The 20,320-nt window shown below is 47.3% G+C and carries 20 protein-coding genes; 12 read left to right on the forward strand and 8 right to left on the reverse strand.

Features of this window, described 5'->3' with window-relative positions; genetic code table 11:
• Nucleotides 1-135: 135 nt before the first annotated feature.
• Nucleotides 136-996, reverse strand: coding sequence for a YicC/YloC family endoribonuclease (locus tag ACNKW2_RS01275; protein WP_419146933.1), 861 nt, complete (start codon nt 994-996; stop codon nt 136-138).
• A gap of 153 nt (nt 997-1,149) precedes the next feature.
• Here ACNKW2_RS01275 and rph point away from each other — a divergent pair, with 153 nt between their 5' ends.
• The 7 genes from rph (at nt 1,150) to trmB (ending at nt 7,121) form a co-directional block, all read left to right on the forward strand.
• Entirely contained in the window at nt 1,150-1,863 is a 714-nt protein-coding gene (gene rph, locus ACNKW2_RS01280) for a ribonuclease PH (protein WP_336568581.1), read from the forward strand.
• An 18-nt stretch (nt 1,864-1,881) separates the two neighbouring features.
• Entirely contained in the window at nt 1,882-2,526 is a 645-nt protein-coding gene (gene pyrE, locus ACNKW2_RS01285) for an orotate phosphoribosyltransferase (RefSeq protein WP_419146934.1), read from the forward strand.
• A gap of 161 nt (nt 2,527-2,687) precedes the next feature.
• Nucleotides 2,688-4,028 carry a UDP-N-acetylmuramate:L-alanyl-gamma-D-glutamyl-meso-diaminopimelate ligase gene (gene mpl / locus ACNKW2_RS01290; RefSeq protein WP_419146935.1) on the forward strand — a complete coding sequence of 447 codons (1,341 nt, stop codon included), beginning with the start codon at nt 2,688-2,690 and terminating at the stop codon, nt 4,026-4,028.
• Nucleotides 4,029-4,031: 3 nt separating this feature from the next.
• On the forward strand, nt 4,032-4,655 hold the full coding sequence (locus tag ACNKW2_RS01295; RefSeq protein WP_419146936.1) for a flavin prenyltransferase UbiX: 624 nt from the start codon (nt 4,032-4,034) through the stop codon (nt 4,653-4,655).
• Between the two features lie 7 nt (nt 4,656-4,662).
• On the forward strand, nt 4,663-5,583 hold the full coding sequence (locus tag ACNKW2_RS01300; RefSeq protein WP_419146937.1) for an ABC transporter ATP-binding protein: 921 nt from the start codon (nt 4,663-4,665) through the stop codon (nt 5,581-5,583).
• A gap of 2 nt (nt 5,584-5,585) precedes the next feature.
• Nucleotides 5,586-6,353, forward strand: coding sequence for an ABC transporter permease (locus tag ACNKW2_RS01305; protein ID WP_336568588.1), 768 nt, complete (start codon nt 5,586-5,588; stop codon nt 6,351-6,353).
• A gap of 90 nt (nt 6,354-6,443) precedes the next feature.
• On the forward strand, nt 6,444-7,121 hold the full coding sequence (gene trmB, locus ACNKW2_RS01310) for a tRNA (guanine(46)-N(7))-methyltransferase TrmB (protein ID WP_419146938.1): 678 nt from the start codon (nt 6,444-6,446) through the stop codon (nt 7,119-7,121).
• A 37-nt stretch (nt 7,122-7,158) separates the two neighbouring features.
• Here trmB and ACNKW2_RS01315 read toward each other — a convergent pair whose 3' ends face one another.
• Nucleotides 7,159-9,108 (reverse strand): EAL domain-containing protein, encoded by a 1,950-nt coding sequence (locus ACNKW2_RS01315; protein ID WP_419146939.1) that lies wholly within the window; start codon nt 9,106-9,108, stop codon nt 7,159-7,161.
• Nucleotides 9,109-9,532: 424 nt separating this feature from the next.
• Here ACNKW2_RS01315 and panP point away from each other — a divergent pair, with 424 nt between their 5' ends.
• Together panP and ACNKW2_RS01325 are read left to right on the forward strand one after the other, a co-directional pair.
• On the forward strand, nt 9,533-11,161 hold the full coding sequence (gene panP, locus ACNKW2_RS01320; protein ID WP_419146940.1) for a pyridoxal-dependent aspartate 1-decarboxylase PanP: 1,629 nt from the start codon (nt 9,533-9,535) through the stop codon (nt 11,159-11,161).
• Between the two features lie 203 nt (nt 11,162-11,364).
• Nucleotides 11,365-12,408, forward strand: coding sequence for a sensor domain-containing diguanylate cyclase (locus ACNKW2_RS01325; protein WP_419146941.1), 1,044 nt, complete (start codon nt 11,365-11,367; stop codon nt 12,406-12,408).
• On the opposite strand, the gene ACNKW2_RS01330 is transcribed toward ACNKW2_RS01325, so the two are convergent.
• The 3 genes from ACNKW2_RS01330 to ACNKW2_RS01340 form a co-directional block, all read right to left on the reverse strand.
• A complete protein-coding gene (locus tag ACNKW2_RS01330) occupies nt 12,392-13,102 on the reverse strand; it encodes a transglutaminase-like domain-containing protein (RefSeq protein ID WP_419146942.1) in 711 nt (236 codons plus the stop codon). The two genes, ACNKW2_RS01325 and ACNKW2_RS01330, sit on opposite strands and share 17 nt — an antisense overlap.
• Nucleotides 13,103-13,186: 84 nt before the next feature.
• Nucleotides 13,187-13,906, reverse strand: a complete 720-nt coding sequence (locus ACNKW2_RS01335) for a helix-turn-helix transcriptional regulator (RefSeq protein ID WP_419146943.1) — start codon at nt 13,904-13,906, stop codon at nt 13,187-13,189.
• A gap of 14 nt (nt 13,907-13,920) precedes the next feature.
• On the reverse strand, nt 13,921-14,844 hold the full coding sequence (locus tag ACNKW2_RS01340; RefSeq protein ID WP_336568596.1) for a manganese-dependent inorganic pyrophosphatase: 924 nt from the start codon (nt 14,842-14,844) through the stop codon (nt 13,921-13,923).
• A 204-nt stretch (nt 14,845-15,048) separates the two neighbouring features.
• Here ACNKW2_RS01340 and ACNKW2_RS01345 point away from each other — a divergent pair, with 204 nt between their 5' ends.
• Nucleotides 15,049-15,540, forward strand: coding sequence for a hypothetical protein (locus ACNKW2_RS01345; RefSeq protein ID WP_419146944.1), 492 nt, complete (start codon nt 15,049-15,051; stop codon nt 15,538-15,540).
• A gap of 22 nt (nt 15,541-15,562) precedes the next feature.
• Complete coding sequence (gene mutM, locus ACNKW2_RS01350; RefSeq protein WP_336568598.1) at nt 15,563-16,372, forward strand: bifunctional DNA-formamidopyrimidine glycosylase/DNA-(apurinic or apyrimidinic site) lyase; 810 nt, start codon at nt 15,563-15,565, stop codon at nt 16,370-16,372.
• A gap of 105 nt (nt 16,373-16,477) precedes the next feature.
• Here mutM and ACNKW2_RS01355 read toward each other — a convergent pair whose 3' ends face one another.
• Genes ACNKW2_RS01355 through ACNKW2_RS01365 form a run of 3 tightly spaced genes read right to left on the reverse strand, consistent with a single transcriptional unit; the run spans nt 16,478 to nt 19,014 of the window.
• Complete coding sequence (locus ACNKW2_RS01355) at nt 16,478-16,984, reverse strand: DUF3299 domain-containing protein (protein ID WP_419146945.1); 507 nt, start codon at nt 16,982-16,984, stop codon at nt 16,478-16,480.
• Between the two features lie 10 nt (nt 16,985-16,994).
• Nucleotides 16,995-18,329 (reverse strand): ABC transporter permease, encoded by a 1,335-nt coding sequence (locus tag ACNKW2_RS01360; protein WP_419146946.1) that lies wholly within the window; start codon nt 18,327-18,329, stop codon nt 16,995-16,997.
• Complete coding sequence (locus tag ACNKW2_RS01365) at nt 18,319-19,014, reverse strand: ABC transporter ATP-binding protein (RefSeq protein WP_419146947.1); 696 nt, start codon at nt 19,012-19,014, stop codon at nt 18,319-18,321. Before ACNKW2_RS01365 ends, ACNKW2_RS01360 begins: the two co-directional genes overlap by 11 nt.
• A 188-nt stretch (nt 19,015-19,202) precedes the next feature.
• Between ACNKW2_RS01365 and ACNKW2_RS01370 the strand changes: the two genes are divergently transcribed.
• Entirely contained in the window at nt 19,203-20,303 is a 1,101-nt protein-coding gene (locus tag ACNKW2_RS01370; RefSeq protein ID WP_419146948.1) for a phosphoribosylaminoimidazolesuccinocarboxamide synthase, read from the forward strand.
• Nucleotides 20,304-20,320 lie beyond the last annotated feature (17 nt).

The following is a 20,320-nucleotide window of genomic DNA, read 5'->3' on the forward strand; positions in this document are numbered from 1 at the left end:
CCCACCACTTAAACAGCAACTGGTAACGGACATCTGCAAACCGATTTGGACGGGAAAAATAAAAAGCCCTGTATTTACAAACAAATAACAGGGCTTCTAAGACATTCTTGGACGGGTAACTTTCTACCCTGGAACCTATTCGATGTTTTGGATCTGCTCACGCATTTGCTCAATCAACACTTTAAGTTCAACGGCGGCGTTGGTGATGTCGCTGTTGATAGACTTCGAGGCTAGGGTGTTAGACTCGCGGTTGAATTCTTGCATCATAAAGTCGAGGCGTCGGCCACAGGCGCCGCCTTTTTTGAGGATCTTGTAGGTTTCTTTTACGTGCGATTTGAGGCGATCCATTTCTTCGGCAACGTCTTGCTTTTGCGCTAGATAAATGAGCTCTTGCTCTAGGCGGCCTTCGTCCACGTCTACGCTCAGCTCTTCCAGCTTTTGCGAGAGTTTTTCGCGCTGCCATTTGGCCACTTCTGGCATGTGGCTTTCGACAATGGCCACTTGCTCTAAAATGCCATCAAGGCGGGTGGTGAGCATGGTTTCTAGGTTTTCACCTTCGCTGGCGCGGGCCGCTTTAAAGTCTTCTACCAGTTCATCGAAGCCGCTAAGCAGGGCGCCATTTACGGTGTCTAAGTCGATTTCTTCGGCTTCCATCACTCCTGGCCAGCGCAAAATGTCTACTGGGTTGATGTCGCCACCGCTTTGCGTTTGCACCCACTTGGCGCTTTCAACCAGCTGTTTGGCTAATGAGTCGTTTACGCTCAGTTGACCAACATGAGCTGGGTTGGCGGTGAACTTTAGGAATACTTCGACCTTGCCGCGTTGTAAGTGTTTGCGCAGGCGTTCGCGTATTACTGGCTCTAAGCCTCTAAATTGTTCTGGTGCGCGGATAAAGGTTTCAAGGTAGCGTTGATTAACCGAACGAATTTCCCAAACCCCAGTGCCCCAATCACCTTTCACTTCTTTGCGGGCGTAGGCGGTCATACTATGGATCATATAAAGTTCCTAAATTAACTTAGTTTAACCGGGCCATTATAGCCGAATTTCCACACAGCTCTAAAGTGAATTTTATTTTTCCGGCAATCGCGTGGCATAGTGCCGGCGATCCCTTTATAATGAACGGCAAATTTTGATGATGGGAGAACGTGGATGCGTCCAAGCGAAAGAACAGCAAAGCAGATCAGGCCAGTTACTTTTACACGTAACTATACAATGCACGCTGAAGGCTCAGTGATGGTTGAGTTTGGCAATACTAAGGTGCTGTGTACAGCGTCGGTAGAAGCTGGTGTGCCACGCTTTATGAAAGGCCAAGGCAAAGGCTGGATCACGGCAGAATACGGCATGCTTCCGCGTTCTACACATACTCGCAATAATCGTGAGGCGGCGCGCGGTAAACAAGGCGGTCGTACTATGGAAATTCAACGCTTAATCGCTCGCGCATTGCGTGCCGCGGTTGACTTAAAAGCGTTAGGCGAGAACACCATCACTATCGATTGTGATGTTATTCAAGCCGATGGTGGTACACGTACTGCTTCCATTAGCGGTGCCTGTGTGGCGTTAGTTGATGCTCTTACGCATATGCGTGCTAAAGGCATGATTAACGTTAACCCGCTTAAGTTTATGATTGCGGCTATTTCTGTTGGGGTATACAAGGGTGAGCCAATCACCGACTTAGAATACCTAGAAGATTCAGAAGCTGAAACCGACATGAACGTCATCATGACAGAAACCGGTAAACTGATTGAAGTACAAGGCACAGCAGAGGGCGAACCTTTCTCGTTTGAAGAGTTGGATGAGCTATTGGGCTTAGCTAAGCACTCTATTCGCGAAATCATCGATCTACAAAAGCAAGCGTTAGCGTAATCACACGGGCAGCACAACATGAAACAGTATCAAAAAGAATTTATTGAATTTGCACTTGAGAAACAAGTGCTTAAGTTTGGTGAGTTTACTCTGAAGTCAGGCCGTACCAGTCCATACTTCTTTAACGCTGGGTTGTTTAATACCGGTCGTGATTTGGCGCGCTTGGGGCGTTTTTATGCCGCTGCGCTAGAAGACGCTGGCATTGCTTTTGATGTGCTATTTGGCCCTGCCTACAAAGGCATTCCAATTGCTACCACCACTGCGGTTGCACTCGCTGATCACCACGACAAAGACGTACCCTATTGCTTTAATCGTAAAGAGAAAAAGCAGCACGGTGAAGGCGGCAATGTAGTGGGCAGTGCCCTTGAAGGTCGTATTATGCTGGTGGATGATGTGATCACCGCAGGTACTGCTATTCGCGAGTCCATGGAAATTATTGCTGCCAATGGCGCCGACTTAGCGGGTGTACTCATCGCGCTAGACCGCCAAGAAAAAGGCAAAGCCGAGCTTTCTGCGATCCAAGAAGTAGAGCGCGATTTTAATACTCAGGTGGTATCCATTGTGAAACTGGCTGATTTAATTACCTATCTTGAGCAGCAAGGCGACATGGCTGAGCACTTAGATGCGGTAAAAGCGTACCGTGATAATTACGGGGTAGCCTAACTCGCGGCCCGTAACTTGTCCTATACTGACGATGAATACCAGCCAACGGCTGGTATTTTTTTGTCTGCACTGTAATGTTTTACAGTCAACAATAAAGTCAGCCACCAATAAGCTGAGTATGTTAATCTAGAGTGCAATGAAGAAATAAAGAACAATTACGCATGCATGTACATATTTTAGGGATTTGCGGCACCTTTATGGGAGGCATCGCCGCCATTGCCCAGTCACTGGGTCACAAAGTTACCGGTTCAGATCAAAATGTCTACCCGCCCATGAGCACGCAATTAGAGTCGCTAGGTATTGCGCTCACTCAAGGCTACGACCCGGCGCAATTGGCGGATGAACCCGATGTGGTGATCATTGGCAACGCCATGAGTCGTGGTAATCCCTGTGTCGAATATGTGTTAGAAAAAGGCTTACGTTATACCTCTGGACCTGAGTGGCTAAAAGAACACGTACTGCGTGATGCTTGGGTATTAGCGGTTGCAGGTACCCATGGTAAAACCACTACAGCTAGCATGTTAGCTTGGTTGCTAGAATATGCAGGGCTGCGACCGGGCTTTTTAATTGGCGGCATAGTACAAAACTTTGGCGTGTCGGCACGCACGTCAGATACGCCATTTTTTGTCATTGAAGCCGATGAGTACGACACCGCCTTTTTTGATAAGCGCAGTAAGTTTGTTCATTATTTGCCGCGCACCTTGATCATGAACAACCTAGAGTATGACCACGCCGATATTTTCCCAGACTTAGCGGCCATTCAAACCCAGTTTCATCACCTCATTCGTACCCTGCCAGGACAAGGCAAAGCCATTTATCCTGCCGATGACGTCGCGTTACAAGAGGTGGTGGCACGAGGATTTTGGAGTGAGCAGGAATCGCTGGGTAAAGAGTGGTCGTATAATCTGCTCAAGGAAGATGGTTCGGTGTTTGAAGTATTACTGCATGGCGAAAGCCAAGGGCAAGTGAACTGGGATGCCATTGGGGTGCACAATGTTAAAAACGCCCTGATGGCCATAGCTGCAGCCCGTCACGTAGGGGTTGCGGTCAGTGTCAGCATTGCTGCCTTAAGTGAATTTAAATCACCCAAACGCCGCATGGAAATAAAAGGCGAAGTCAATGGCGTAACCGTTTACGACGACTTTGCCCATCATCCAACCGCCATCAAAACCACCTTGGCGGGGCTGCGAGCTAAAGTGGGCGAGGAGCCGATCATTGCTATTTTAGAGCCGCGCTCCAACACCATGAAGTTAGGTGTTCACCAAGACACCTTATTGGCTTCACTTGATGCTGCCGATGAGGCCTTTTTGTACGAACCTGACGGGCTAAGCTGGTCGCTCAGAGCGCACGCCGAGCAGGCCGGGCGCCAGTGCTTTAACAGCATTGACGACATAGTCGATGCGGTAATTGCTAAGCAATCTGGCAAGTCGCATGTGTTAATCATGAGCAATGGTGGTTTTGCTGGCATTCACGACAAACTTTTAACCGCATTAAAGAAATAAGTTATGACAGAACAAAACTTTAAAGGGCCAATTACCTTGGCTTTTAGTGGCGCATCGGGCGCGCCTTATGGCTTGCGTTTGCTAGACGTTTTAGTGTCGTTAAACTATCAAGTGTACGTGCTGATCTCGAGCGCCGCACGGGTGGTGCTCGACACCGAGTCCAAGGTAAAATTGTCGGGCAATGAACTAAAAGCCAGTGAGCAGCTAACGGCTCGATTTAAAGCGCAGCCGCAGCAAATACAGGTATTTGGTAAAGATAACTGGTTTAGTCCGGTGGCTTCGGGCTCAGCGGCGCCAAAACAAATGGTGGTGTGTCCTTGTAGTGCCGGCAGTGTTTCGGCGATTGCTTTAGGCGCTTCAGATAATTTACTTGAGCGAGCGGCGGATGTGGTGATTAAAGAGCGCGGACAGCTTATTTTAGTCCCGCGAGAAACGCCTTTTAGCCCAATTCACCTAGAGAACATGCTCAAGCTTAGCCAGCTGGGGGTCACCATTATGCCAGCTGCACCCGGATTCTATCACCAACCACAAAGCATTGACGATCTCGTGGATTTTATGGTGGCAAGAATATTAGACCATCTCAATATTGAACACCAGCTAGCGAAACGCTGGGGCTATGGAGACTAATAACAAGATGACAGTAGCACTGAATATTAAAGGCCTAAGAAAGGTCTATAGCAACGGTGTTGAAGCCGTTAAAGGCATTGACTTGGAAGTCCAAGAAGGGGACTTTTTTGCTTTGCTAGGCCCAAATGGCGCTGGTAAATCCACCACCATTGGGGTAATTGCGTCTTTGGTTAACAAAACCGCAGGCAGCGTTGAGGTGTTTGGTCACAGCATAGACACCGACTTAGAGGCCGCTAAGTCTCATTTAGGTTTGGTACCGCAAGAGTTTAACTTTAGCCAGTTTGAAACCTTAAACCAAATCTTGGTTAACCAAGCCGGTTACTATGGTGTGCCTCGTGACCTTGCGCATCAGCGTGCCGAAAAGTACCTCAAGCAATTAGGCTTATTTGATAAAAAAGACAAGCAGGCGAGAACCTTATCGGGTGGTATGAAACGTCGCTTGATGATTGCCAGAGCCTTAATGCATGAGCCTAAGTTATTGATTTTGGATGAGCCTACCGCTGGGGTCGACATCGAACTGCGCCGCTCTATGTGGGATTTCTTACGTGAAATCAACCAGCAGGGTGTGACCATTATTTTAACCACCCACTACCTCGAAGAGGCCGAGCTATTGTGCCGCAATATTGGCATTATCGACCAAGGCATTATTGTCGAGCACACCACCATCAAAGCACTGTTGGCGAAGCTGGATAAAGAGACCTTTGTATTGGATCTCAAGCCACCAATGCAGCCGGTGACATTAAACGGTTATGACTTTGCAACGGTTGATGACCACACCATTGAAGTGGAAGTGGCCAAGTCACAAGGTCTGAATGGTGTCTTTGCACAACTATCTGAGCAAGGCAATCAAGTATTAAGTATGCGCAACAAAGCCAACCGCCTAGAAGAACTATTTGTTGGCTTATTAGAACAGGGGAGAGGGGCATAATCGTGTTTAAATACGGCGTCGCGTTAAAAAGTATTTGGATTAAAGAGTGTATTCGGTTTTTGCGTATTTGGGTGCAAACCCTAGTGCCACCGGCCATTACCATGACATTGTACTTTGTTATTTTTGGCAGCCTCATCGGTTCGCGCATTGGTGAAATGGGTGGCTTTAGTTACATGGAGTTCATTGTCCCAGGCCTTATTATGATGTCGGTGATCACCAACTCCTACTCCAATGTGGCTTCGAGCTTTTATTCCACAAAGTTTCAAAAGAGCATTGAAGAGCTATTAGTAGCCCCCGTGCCAAACTATATTATTGTGTTGGGTTACATGGGCGGAGGAATGGCTCGTGGCATGTTGGTAGGGCTGTTAGTGACACTGGTGAGTTTATTTTTTGTTGATATTCAAATTCATAATTTGGCGGTGATTGTGCTGACGGTGATTTTAACCTCGGCGGTATTTGCCCTTGGCGGTTTAATCAATGCGGTGTTCGCTAATAGCTTTGATGACATCAGCATTATTCCAACCTTTGTGTTAACCCCACTGACGTACCTAGGTGGCGTGTTCTACTCTATTACTTTGCTGCCAGAGTTTTGGCAGGGAGTGTCGCAGATCAACCCGATCATTTATATGGTTAACGCCTTTCGCTTTGGCTTCTTAGGGGTGTCGGATGTGGATATTACCGTGGCGTTCTCTGTGCTAGGCGTATTTATTTGTGGCTTGTTCTTTGTTGCCCTACAGCTGATCAAGCGAGGCGTTGGCCTAAGACACTAAAAGGTTTGTGCTGCTGGGTGCCATCACGGCAGCGCAATCACATAAATTCGGGTAAACTAGTCACCATTCAACCTTAGATAAAGTTAGGTTATGACAGAAGCAAATTCTCGTTCTATTACCACCAATCAGCAAGGCCTGCACGACAAGCTGGATGACATAGTGCTAAAGCATGTGGCAGCTGAGTTTAAAAAGCCCATTGCCGCCCACACGCAAACGGCCTTTGATGAAGTGAATGCGCAAGTGCAGGCATTTACTGGGCCTATTATTCTTGATTCGTGCTGCGGGGTTGGTGAGAGCACGGCTAATTTAGCCAAGCGCCACCCAGATGCCTTAATCATAGGTATTGATAAGTCAGCGCATCGCTTGGAAAAACACGACGTTGAGTATAAGCAAACGGAGCAAGGCCAATACATGCTGGTTCAGGCCGACCTCAATGACTTTTGGCGCTTAGCTGTGGCGGCAAAATGGCAGATAAGCCATCATTACTTGCTCTACCCCAACCCTTGGCCCAAAGCCAAGCACATTCGTAGACGTTGGCATGGCAGTGCGGTATTCCCCTTTATTATCAAACTGGGTGGTCAGCTGGAGCTGCGCAGTAATTGGGATATTTATATCAAAGAGTTTGCTCGCGCATTAGCGCTTTGCAACATTAACGCCGAGGTTGAGCCCTACAGTAGTGATGAAGCGATCACACCGTTTGAACGCAAGTATTGGGCCAGTGGCCAATCGAGTACTCGCCTTCGTGTTAACCTTGAGTCAGCCAAGTAAGCTCATATGCTGCCAGCTCGATGTCTGGCAGCGACGTTTAATTGTGCACTGCATTGGTGTCGATATTAATGTGACCGCTGGGCTTAGCTACCCAGTCACCTTGCAGCCGGGTGACGCCCAGTGCAATTAACACTTCCGCTTGCTTACTTGAATTTACCCCTGTTACCGTTAAAGTGATGCGCTTGGCATTACAATGTTTGGCCAGATCGGCTATGGAGCTTTGCAACGTTGGGTCTTCAGTCAGCAGTTCGCAGCTTCCCTCATCTAAGCAGATGGCATCCAGAGGCAGCTTTAGTAAGCGGCTAACGGTTAAAAAGCCGCTGTTTACTCCACTGACCGCAACTTGAGCCCCCTTGGTTTTAAGCGATTGCATGATTAAACTCATGTCGCTAAAGTTTTTTAATACGTCACTTTCATCAAATTCGAATGTGATTAACTGGGGCTGTGGATAGCGTCTAAGCAGCTGGCACAAAAAGTCAAAGTATTCAGGGTCGGCGGCTTCACTGTGGCTAAGTGTTAGTGCCCAAGCGTGGTTGCTTTTACGAAACCGCGTAAAGCAGAGCTCTAACAGCTTCATGGTTATTTGTCCGTGTAGCTTAGGCTGCTGTATTACTGGGTAAAACTCATTGATATCAATAATGGCGCCATGTTCATTTAAGACTCTGGCTGTGCAAAAATACTGCAAGTTATTTTGATCAAAGCTGGCCCGTCTGGCGGTGTAAAACGGAATAATGCGATCCGATTCACAGGCATGCTGCAGTAATCGAGTTAAACGTAAATTTTCTACTTGCTGTTGCGGATTGAGCTGCCGTTGGGTATCAAAATAACACACACTTAGATTTTGCTGCTGTGCTTGTCGCAGTGCTAAAAAAGCATTTTCTAGCAGTAGAGCGCAATTCCCTTTAGCAACACCCGCATATAGGTTTACGTATAAGTGTGGCGCTTCATAAATGGGCTTGGTGCTAGGAAAAGACTCGCTTAAGTTAGCCAAAAAGCGCTCGCCATTTTCAACACTAGTTAATAGCGCTAATTTTGAGGTAGTGACGCGATACACTGCAAAAGGTTGGGTAAACTCAGCAAAGTAATGCATGACTTTAGCCATGATATTATCTCCTACCTCAGTGCCATAAAAGCTCATAATATCTTCAAGTTCTTTTACCCAAACAACACTCAAACACAGGTGCGGTGACTTGGAGTTCTTAAGGGCTTGCTGCAAGGCGATACGGTTGCCAAACCCAGTACGGCTGTCAGTGGTTAAGGTTTTGCGGTAGTAGATAAAGTACAAACTCATCACCACTAAAAACAGCACTAAAAAGAAACTGGCATCGATGGCGGCGGCCACCACACTGGCATGTAAACGCGACTCTAAATCATGGATGGTAATATCGGCGCCTGCAATGTAGGTACTGCCGTCGGGGAGCACAAAGGGAATAAACACGCTTTTGAAGTAGCCCCATTGGTCTTGGGCTACTTCAAATACTGGCTCGGTGGAGTGAAATGCACTTTTTAGCGTAACCGAGGCTTCAGAGTAAATATCATGATATTGAGTGAGGCGATTTAGCCTAATATCTTTGGCGGTAAAGCTTGAGGCGGTAAAATGCACATGGGGCGGTTTCAGCTCCATGGTGTAAACGTATTCAACCCCTAATGCTTTGGCTAATTGCGTGAGTTCCTGGCTTTTTTTCTGAAACTGTTCACGCGACACAGAGTCGCTCTGCTGATGATACTGCTGACCGACAATGACATTAGCACTTTGTGCGGCATCAATCAGTTGGGCATCGATACGCGCCATAATATCGCTGCGCGTTTCGTAATAACTGGCGACCACATAGGTGGATAGCGCGGCAATAAAAACCACCGAAGCTAATAGCAACCAAGCGGATGGCAATCGAGTGGTAAACCCCAGCCAATTGTTAACCGGTTTAAAAAAGTGGTTGGGGCGCTTTAAGCGCGACTTTAACGGCTGAGCCAAGCTCCGAGTATTCATGATAGTCCTTTACCTTTGCAGGTGTGCGCAGAGTTTAATCCTCCGCGTTTAAATCAGTCATCGTGCGTACGCTATTATAACCATACTACATAATCGCCATCTTGCTAACACAATTGCTGCAGCGCAAGCGGGCTTGATGGCGTTGCGTACTTATACCTTAACCGGATGTGCAATTGTATCTAGTTATGTAAAACAATGATTAATGACGTAATATCACTTAACTTTCGCTGTAATTTCATTAAATTGTCAAGGTATCGTGAAAATTAAGGCGACAAAACAAGACAATTCTCTTTCTTTACAGTAAAGTTAGCCATTTCATAGTTCATAATCTCTTGTGTCAGCAATATCGGTTGTACTTTACGTGCCTAATGAGCATCGCGGCAATCGCTATTATCCTGCACTGTTTGATGTTTAGGTAGTATTGATGGGTCCAAAGCGTTGTGCCGTTGCATCTGAAGAAAGCTTAATGCGTATATTTACTGTGCCTGAAGCACCAGATTCAACCTTAAGCAGAATCGAGCAAGAAATCTCGAGCAATTTGGCTGGCTTTTTAAATGAAAACATAGCGGCCGTCGAAAAGCCATTGCACGAAATCGAAAAAGATTTCCAGTCTGCGGTGATCCCAGAAGTGCCGATGTTTGTCTCTGACTACGCACAAGATATTATGGAGCAGCTGGTGGCGCATTCGGTGCACACCGCAGCACCTAGCTTTATTGGCCATATGACCTCGGCACTGCCGCATTTTGTGTTGCCCTTATCAAAGCTCATGGTGGGGCTGAATCAAAACCTAGTTAAGATCGAAACCTCCAAAGCCTTTACGCCACTTGAACGTCAAGTGTTGGGCATGATGCATCACCTTGCTTATGGTGAAAGCGATGCCTTTTACGATAAGTGGATGCACAGCGCTAAAACCTCGTTAGGGGCTTTTTGCTCCGGAGGCACGGTGGCGAATATCACTGCACTGTGGATTGCACGAAACCGCTTATTAAAAGCCGATGGCGAGTTTAAGGGCATTGCAGCTCAGGGCATGGTGGCTGCTATGTTGCACTATGGCTACCGTGGACTGGCGGTATTAGTGTCTGAGCGCGGCCATTATTCACTAGGCAAAGCCGCCGATGTCTTAGGCTTGGGGCGCGATAATTTTATTTCAGTCCCCACAGGCAGTGATAACCGCGTAGATGTTGCTGCCATGCGTGAAAAGGCGCAGCAGCTACAAGCGCAGGGGATCAAGGTAATGGCTTTGGTGGGCGTGGCTGGTACCACGGAAACCGGTAACATCGATCCATTGCACGACATGGCCGATTTAGCAACCGAGTTAGACTGTCATTTTCACGTCGATGCCGCATGGGGTGGAGCCACTTTACTGTCTAACAATAATCGTCATTTACTCAATGGCATTGAGCGGGCAGACTCCATTACCATAGATGCCCACAAACAAATGTATGTGCCAATGGGCGCGGGCATGGTGTTATTTAAAGACCCCGCCGCTTCTGACGCCATCGAACATCATGCCGAGTACATTCTCCGTAAAGGCTCGAAAGACTTAGGCAGTCACACCTTAGAAGGCAGTCGTCCGGGCATGGCGATGCTGGTTCATGCTTGCTTGCGAGTGATAGGGCGGCAAGGTTATGAAATGCTGATTGATAAGGGCATTGAAAAGGCGCGTTATTTTGCAGAATTGATCAAGCAAACTGCGGATTTTGAGCTGATCTCAGAACCTGAACTATGTATTCTTACCTATCGTTATGTGCCTGAGCCAATCAAGCAAGCCATCGCCAAAGCCGATGAACAAGAAAAAATAGACATCTATGCTGCGCTCAATCGTTTCACCGCTAGCATGCAAAAACGCCAACGTGAGGCGGGGCGCTCGTTTGTTTCTCGAACTCGGCTGACACCTGAGCAGTACGATCACCAGCCTACGGTGGTGTTTCGGGTTGTATTAGCCAACCCTTTGACCTCAGAAGAGATGCTAAAGGAGATCATGGCGGAACAGCAAGAGTTAGCGGCCAGCGATCCGGTGTTTAAGAAATATCTCGCCAAATACCTCCCTTAATTTAACCTAGGTGGGATGATTATTGCATCATCTCGTCTAGTACCATGTGCTTTTTGGCACAGAGCTGGTCGATCTCCTTATTATTCACATATTTTGTTGAAACACTGTGAAATACAAAGATTATTAGCGATTTCCCCTTATTTGCTACTATGCTTAATGAACTTTGCGGGTTAAGCTAACAAAAAAGGCACTCTCTTCGTATTATGTTGAAGAACTTCAGTACTGTTACTCAAAGATTGCGGCGATTAAGCTCACAAGAGCTTGATGTATCAGGCTCTCATCAAAGCTTTTTAAGCGATATTCTTGATGAAGGCAAATTAACGCTGGATGTCAGTCGAGTAACGGTGTGGTTGTTTGACGATTTAAACCAACCACAGCAACTAGTGAATGTGGCCAACACCGACTGGCTCTCTGGTGATATTCCTGAGCAGTTACCGACCTTACAATATCAAAATTTTCCCGCTTATTTTGCTGCGATTAATAGCGGCCAGTCTATTAATGCAGATGACGCAAGAATTGATGAGCGTACTCAAGAGTTTGAAGTCCCTTACCTTACTCCCAACAACATTGTCACTATGCTTGATACGGTAATTTTCAAGAATGGCATTCCTCACGGTGTGGTCTGCTGTGAAGGCCTTGGCACTGTAAGGCAATGGCATAAGGACGAAATTGCTTTTGCTGAAATGATTGCAGATTGTTGCAGTCGCAGGTTGTTGGTGAAAGAGCTGTGGCAAATGCAGCAACAGTTAACCGATATGGCGTTTAAAGACCCATTAACGGGCCTTAAAAATCGCCGTTACTTAATGGACTGTGCGGCGCGCGAGATCAGCCGCCATGCGCGTTTTGATCATCCCTTAAGCGTGATGATGTTAGACATTGATCACTTTAAAGAAGTCAATGACACTCATGGCCACGAAGTGGGCGACCTAGTATTGCAGCGTTTTGCACAAATGTGCGAAAGTACTTTGCGACTTGAAGACTGCATGTGCCGCTTAGGAGGCGAAGAATTTGTGGTGTTATTACCTAACACCGCTTCCGGTGATGCCCTTATTATTGCTGAGCGTCTGCGTCAAGTGTTGCAGCAATCTGCCATTGCAACGCCCAGCGGGGAAATCTTTATTACCTCTAGCTTTGGGGTTGGGCAAGTGAACACCAATATGGCGTTTAGTCATGCTCTTAAAGCCGTCGATCATGCTGTTTACCAAGCCAAAGCCGCAGGGCGTAATTGTGTTATTGCCGCTCAGTAGGGCCATGGCGGCGAATGGCTCTTACTCTGATGTTTAGCCAGTGGCGCAGTAGATAAGCATAAGCCCAAGCGCTGAGCGCGGTTAAATTGTGATGGCGCTGGTACAGCTCATCTGGGGTAGTGAATATCCCTAAGTCTTCACAAATACTCAGCTTTTGAATATAACTTCCCGTCAATGAAAACTGGTTGTCTGGGCTGTGCAGACAAGCGGTGGCAATGCCAAAGCCAATAAACTCTTGCTGCTGTGGATAGTGCCGCTGCACTTGCTTAAGGTACGCCGAGTCAATGATATACCCCTCTAATTCTACCCAATGTTGGTCTAGCCACACCTCCACCCAGCTATGAACAATGGTTTTCGGTGCCAGTAGTCGCAGTGGTGCTGGTAATAGGCCGCGTTTTAATTGTTGCTTTACTTTAAAACCATGCACGCGCGCGGGTATCTCACAGGCTCGTAACAAGGCCACTAATAAAGTGCCTTTGGTGTTACATTGACCATAGCCTTGCGTTAGCACTTGGCTGGCGGTTTGCTGGTCGTTTTTACTGTAGCCAAAAGCAATTTTATCTCTAACAAAATTATAAATTTGTTTAGCGGCGGCAATGGGGGCTAACTGCTTCCAGCCTTTGGATTTCGCTAGTTGTTGAATGTCAGGGTGAAGGTAATCTACTAATGGAGTAGGGGTTAAATACGTTTGCATAAGTGTGCTCCTCTTTTTTATTAGTGTGAGTGAAGAGGGCGGGTGGTGGCTTGAATAAACTGGCTACACTTCAGACTTTTTGCTTTATCTCTGAGTGTGTAATGCCTCACTGGGGGTTAAGCCAAACTGGCGTTTAAAGGTACGGCTAAGGTGAGCGCTATCGGCAAAACCTGCAATGGCTGCAGCCATAGTGAGGTTATCGCCTCGCTGTAATGCTCTAATGGCGCAAGTTAAACGATGCCAGAGAATATAGGGTCGCCAGGGGGTGGCCATTTGGGCTTTAAATAGGTGTAAAAAGCGGCTTTCAGATAGGCATAATGTTGCTGCCACATCGCGGGCATTAATGTGCTGAGGCTGTAGGCAAGCTTGGCCACTGGCACAGGCATCAAGTTGTTGTAATAACGAAACGATTCTGGAGTCTGTGGCCATCGGGTTGCTGCCACTGAGCTTTAGTACGCTTGTCAAATCACTGAGCTGCATGTCGGCGTTGACCACGCTCTCGAGCACCACTTTCATTCCATTAGCTTGTTGTAACCTGGCTTTAAGCTGTTGCCCGTAATGGCTTTGCGGCTCTACTAATAGCACCCATCCTGCCGCCATATTGACACGGTGAAGGACATTGCTGTTAATAACGCTAGCACCTGTGATGAATTGCTCAGGTAAGTGCGTATCGCAATCGCCATTGGCGAGGTTGACTTGGATCAGATGGTGGCGATGCCAGGTCGCATTGAGGTTGTGAGTATAGGCGGCAAACAGGCCTAGGGTAAGAATGGGCGGCATAAATAAAAATGCCGAAGCGTTCACTTCGGCATCTCATTTTAGCTGGCAAAGGCGTCTTGCAATGGCGGAACCACTTGCTTTTTACGGCTCAATACGCCGTCTAGCCACACTTGGCTTGCTTCAGTCGTCACCTCGTAGGCGTTGGCAATAATGGCTTCATCATCAGATGCAATAAGCACTTGTGAGCCTTCTTTCATGATGTCTGTTAGTAGCAGCATCACCGTATGGCGATCGCCTTCTGCTTTTAGCTTAGCGATATCGGCGTGAAGGTCTTCTTTAATGTCATCAAATACGCTTAAATCAACCACTTCTAGCTGACCAATACCAACGAGGTTGCCATTCATGTTGAAGTCTTTAAAGTCACGCATAACGAGGTCACGTACTGGCGTGCCATCCACTGCCGACTTCACTTTAAACATTTCCATACCCAGTGCTTCGGCATCATCCACACCGGCAATTTCTGCTAAGGCTTCAACGCATTTGATGTCGGCTGTGGTGCACGTGGGTGACTTGAAGATAACGGTATCGCTTAAAATCGCGCACATCATGATGCCAGCGATATTGGCTGGAATTTCAACACCGTAAAAGTCATACATCATTTTAATGATGGTGTTACTACAGCCAACTGGGCGGATCCAGCACTCAAGTGGCGTTGACGTTGTTAAGTCGCCAAGCTTATGGTGATCAACCACACCGACTACTGTGGCTTGGTCGATGTCGTCTGGCGCTTGAGTTTTTTCAGTGTGGTCGACGATGTAAACGTCTTCGCCGGCATAACTCATTTTGAGCTCAGGCGCCGCAAAACCAAAGCGGTCAAGAATAAACTGCGTTTCAGGTGACACTTCGCCTAAACGCGTTGGAATGGCTTCTTCGCCAATTTGGTTTTTTAAATGCGCAAGCGCAATTGCGCCGCAGATTGAATCTGAATCAGGGATCTTGTGACCCACTACATACATTGCCATGGACGGAACTCCTTAAAATTTTGCCCTCATTCTAGCAAATAAAAAGCGCAGTTTAATAGTTTTACCTGTGTCCAAACGGGGAGTTTTTGCTGCTATTAGACTAAAGTCAGCTATCGCTGCACAGAGAAGTTGTTTTGTTACTTACTTTTGCTGTTGCGGCTTTTTTTATACACTAACAAGGAACTAACCGCAGGAGTGTGTTGCATGGTAAAAATGAGCCGCAAGGCTTGGAACAATGTGGTCATCTTTTCCATGTTGCTGATGATTTTCTTTCTCAATGGTTTGCACTACAAACTGAACCCCAGTGATGAAGCGTTGGAGGTGGAGTCGGTGTTACCAGAGCAGAGCTTTGTTTTGGCGTTGGCCTTTCCCGGTTACAAAATTGAACGCATTGGTACGAGCTGGCGTATAGAGTTACCGCAACACAGCGATGATAGCTATGCAACAGCGCAGTTGCAGCAGTTAATAGCCAAGTGGCAGCAACTGCAAGTGCAAGTGATCCAAGCCCCCCAACTGAATAACCAAGCAATTACGGTGGCGCGGTTTTGGCTTGCCACAGAAGAGCTGCCTTTGAGTTACCAGCTATTTCGCGAAGGTAAGCATTACTACCTATTTGATAAGCGCGGTAAGCGTTGGTTTGAACTTGAGCCTGCCCAAGCACAGGCGTTATTTTTACCGATAGCCATTAGCAATTAATGATTAAGAGATAAGCCCCCTTATGCCAGAGTTACCTGAAGTTGAAGTAAGTCGATTAGGTATTAAACCCTATTTAGAGCAACAAGTTATCCAACAAGTGTGTGTTCATAATGGGCAGTTGCGATGGCCGGTGCCGGAGCAAGTGCAGCTGTTGCAAGGTGAGCGGGTGTTGGCAGTGAAGCGCCGCGCGAAGTATTTGCTGCTGGAGACCAGCAAAGGTACCGCCATTCTCCATTTAGGTATGTCAGGTAATCTGCGTGTGGTTGATTGCCATGAAGAACTGAAAAAACACGATCACATTGAGATCAAATTAGACTCGGGTAAGTCGTTACGGCTCAATGATCCGCGTCGCTTTGGTGCGTTTTTGTGGCAGGAAATCGACCAGCAACATAGCGTGTTGGCGAAATTAGGTCCTGAACCCTTAACTGAAGAGTTTACTGCAGCGTCGTTATTTGCCCAAAGCCGTGGTAAAAAACAGGCCATCAAGCAGTTTATTATGGACAATCATGTGGTGGTCGGTGTGGGCAATATTTACGCCAACGAATCCCTATTTAAAGCGGGGATCCATCCGAAAAGAGAAGCCGGAAAAATTTCACTGCAGCGATATGAGCGCCTAGTGCCGATAGTCAAAGCCACCCTAGCCGCGGCCATTAAACAAGGCGGCACCACCCTTAAAGATTTTGCCCAAAGTGATGGCAAACCGGGCTACTTTGCTCAGGAGTTATTAGTGTATGGCCGTAAAGGAGAGCCTTGCAGTGAGTGTGACACCACGCTCAAAGAGATCCGTCTAGGTCAACGTAGTACCGTTTACTGCCCTAAGTGTCAGCGCTAGAAATCATTCTAACCCGCATCTATACCCGCCCAAGGTAGGCCACTTAATAAAGCGAAACGGTACAAAAAAGCGCAGCCGAGAGCTGCGCTTTATTAACGGTTTGAGTTACAGTTCAAAGGGCGCTACGCCCTTGGCCTGCATCATATAGCCTGTTTGCGCAATCTCGCCTTTCCATGTCGCCACCTGCATGGTTCCAGTCACTGTGATGGCATCGTAAAGGCTTTCGATTGGTACACCACCTTTGATTTTGACATGCACAATTTGGTTAGGTGGTGGCGGTGGCACATGAATACAAGCACCAAAATAAGGCACCAATAAAAACTCGGTGATCACTTCACTGTCGCCTTCTAGAGGCACCACAAATCCAGGTAAGCTTACTTCTTTGCCATCAAGTGCTTTCACCACAGGTGCGTCTAAGTCTGGTTGCACCCAGTTTTGCTCAGCGCCTTCGTGGCTAGCAGCATCTTGATTGCTGATCTGCACATGTCCTTCGGGGATCAGATCTTCCCAAAAGATTTCTTTTGCTGGCGCCGCTTGTGCAGCGGTAGTAAACAAGGTGGCAAGCAGCAGCGCCACACTATATAAAAGCTGAGTCGATACCTTTAACTGCATCTTGGTCCTCTTATGTTTTGATTTGCATGCCATCGGCAAGCGAGTAAAAGTAAGCTCGAGCGGCGGGGATCGCGCCGATGATTGTACCTGCCACTATAATACCGCCAAGCAAGGTAAGTTCATACCCTGTGAGGGCATTGATACTAAGGACAATACCAAACTGGCTTTGCAAGCCCGCTTGTGCAGCCAGCAGTAAGATATAAAGCAGTGCCACGCCGGCCAGGCAGCCAAGCACGGTGATAAATATCGCTTCGCTGATCAGCAGGCCAAAAATATGCCAAGGTCTTGCCCCCACCGAACGCAAAATAGCCAATTCTCGGCGACGTTGATTTAGAGTGGCAAGCAAGGAGGTGAGCATACCGAGCAAGCTGATAAGCACCACAGCAAGGCTAATCAGCAGCAGTATTTTCTCTACAATGTCGAGCATATCCCACAGCTCTCTGAGTGTTACCCCAGGCATAATGGCCAACAGCGGCTCGACCTGATATTGATTAATATTACGACGTACTTGTAAGGTATACAGTGGCGAGTCAAATCCTAGCAAAAACGCGGTAAGTTGTGAGGTGTTGCCGATCAAATCACCAGGCTCTGTGTCGAGGTTGTTTAACCGCGTCGCTTCATTAGGATTTTCATGGTCATGGTCATGGTCATGGTCATGGTCATGGTCATTGGATGCGGGTTTGCTGATCATTCGTCCTGAGCTACGGTGACCGTTATTATGCATGGCTTCAATAGCGCTTAAGGGCACATGCAAGGTTTTATCAACTGGGGTGCCTGTGGCTGCTAGAATACCGGAGATCACCAACGGATTGTCGTCATGGTGGTGAAAGCTGGTATTGCCCATGCCATGAGAAATGACAATTTTTTCACCTAATTGATAGCCAAGCTGCTGGGCTACGGTGGCCCCTAATACCACCTCTTGGGCGTTATGAAATGGCCGTCCGGCGGCAAAGGTAAGGGCTTGCTTTTTGGCATACTGGTAATGTTTGAAATAGTTATCATCGGTGCCCAATACCGCAAAGCCTTTATGGCTGTCACCAAGGCTAATTGGGATACTCCAAGCGACACCGCGCTGCGACTTGATGTATTCATAACTTTGCCACTGCACGGCATTATTGGCATGGCCAATTCTAAACACGCTGGATAACAATAATTGAATATCGCCGGTTCTGGCGCCAACAATCAGATCGGTACCCGAAATGGTATTGGCGAAGCTGGATTTGGCATCTTGGCGAACTCGCTCAACACTGAGCAGTAACATCACACTGATGGCGATAGTGGCAAGCGTTAGTAAGACACTGGCTTTACGATTAAGGGTGCTTTTGTAGGCTAAATTAAGCAGCATTGTTGCCCCCTTGGTTAATCGCTAACAAGCTGAGTTGCTTATCGAACAGTGGCGCTAAGCTTTTATCGTGACTGACAAAAATAATGGTGGCGCTGTATACCGCGCCAAGCTTAAACAACAGCTTGATAAAATCATCACGGCTATCGGCGTCCAGTGCCGAGGTAGGCTCATCGGCAATAATAAGTTCAGGGCGGCCAATAAATGCGCGTGCGGCAGCAACGCGCTGCTGTTGACCGATGCTGAGCTCGGCGACACTGCGTTGTTGTGTTGCGGCATCCAACCCCAGCTCCGTCAGTAGTGACTGCGCCTCTTGTTTTAGCGTATGTCCTTCAGCTTGCACCACTTGAGTACGTTTTTTTGAAAACTCACACCCTAGAGTGACATTTTCAATCGGAGATAAATAGGGCAGTAAGTTGAAGTTTTGAAATATGGTGCCAATGTGATCGGCACGAAAGCGATCGCGTTGTGCGCGATTGAGCTTACTTAATGCCATACCGGCGATGGTGATGTCGCCGCGTTGACAATCTAACGTGCCGGCTATCAGCCCCAATAGAGTCGACTTACCGCTGCCGCTAGGGCCATGTAAAAACACATGTTCGCCGCGTGCAATAGTAAGCTGTGCGATGTCCAGTACAGGATCACTTTGATCCGGCCAAGTAAATTGCAATTGGTTTATGGTCAGCATGTTACGTTTCTTCCACTTAACAGTACTGTGATGGTATAACAATTGTGCTAAAAGCAAAACCAACATAAGTTGGGCAACAAGCGAATAAGTTAAATTGTGATTTTTCCTCAGCTCGACTATCATAGCGGGCCTAACCCCCTCATTATTTTGTGCCCTTTAGCAAGGCGCATCCTGTCATCGGAGTAACAATGAGTAGCTACAAAGTTTTAGACGTCAATGACGATCTTCCTATCCGCACTAAAGGTGCGGTTCACAGTGGTAAAGTACGTTCAGTATATTGGCTAACCGACGCCGATAGTGCCCGCCTAATTGCAGAGAAAAACTACGATGTGCCAGCCGACACAGAATTAGCGATTATGGTGATTTCTGACCGCATTTCTGCGTTTGACTGTATCTGGCAAGGCGAAAATGGTTTAAATGGCGTGCCTGGCAAAGGCATAGCCCTAAATAGTGTCGCGGCACACTGGTTTAAACTATTTGATCAAGCAGGCTTGGCGGGTAACCACATTGTTGATATTCCTCACCCTTACGTTTGGATTGTTCGTAAGGCCAGCACCGTAAAAGTTGAAGCCATTGCGCGGCAATACATCACCGGTAGCATGTGGCGTGATTATGCCAAAGGTGTGCGTGAGTTTTGCGGCTTAACACTGCCTGAAGGACTAGTGGCAAACCAAAAGCTAGATAAGGTGCTAATCACGCCATCTACCAAGGGCATTATCACTGGGCTGGACGATGTTCCTGCGGTGGACGATGTCAATATCTCGCGGCAAAACATTGACGATAACTTGGCGGCATTTAACTTTAAATCTGCCGCTGACGTCGATAAGTATGAACAGCTGCTTACCGAAGGGTTTCACCTTATCAGTCAAGAGCTGGCGAAACTTGACCAAATCTTTGTTGATACCAAGTTTGAGTTTGGTTATGTCGAAGACAGCGATGGCACTGAGCGCCTTATTTACATTGATGAAGTTGGCACTCCTGATTCATCACGTATTTGGGATGGTCCGGCTTATCGTGATGGCAAAATTATTGAAAACTCGAAAGAGGGCTTCCGCCAGCTGTTGATAAACAATGTGCCCGACAGTGATGTGTTATTGAATAAGGCGCGTATGGATGAGCGCGAAGCCTTAGCTCGGGAGTACAAGTTACCCCAAGAGGTGATGATGGCCGTGAGTGATACCTATGTGGGCATTGCTAGCAAGATCGTCGGTCAACAGCTGGAAATCCCAAGCGATCCACGTCAAGAGGTGATCACCATTCTTGATAAACACTATGGCTTAATTGCTTAAGTCATTCTAGTTAAGAA

The organism is Pseudoalteromonas 'SMAR', assembly GCF_048515945.1.
Classification (GTDB): domain Bacteria; phylum Pseudomonadota; class Gammaproteobacteria; order Enterobacterales; family Alteromonadaceae; genus Pseudoalteromonas.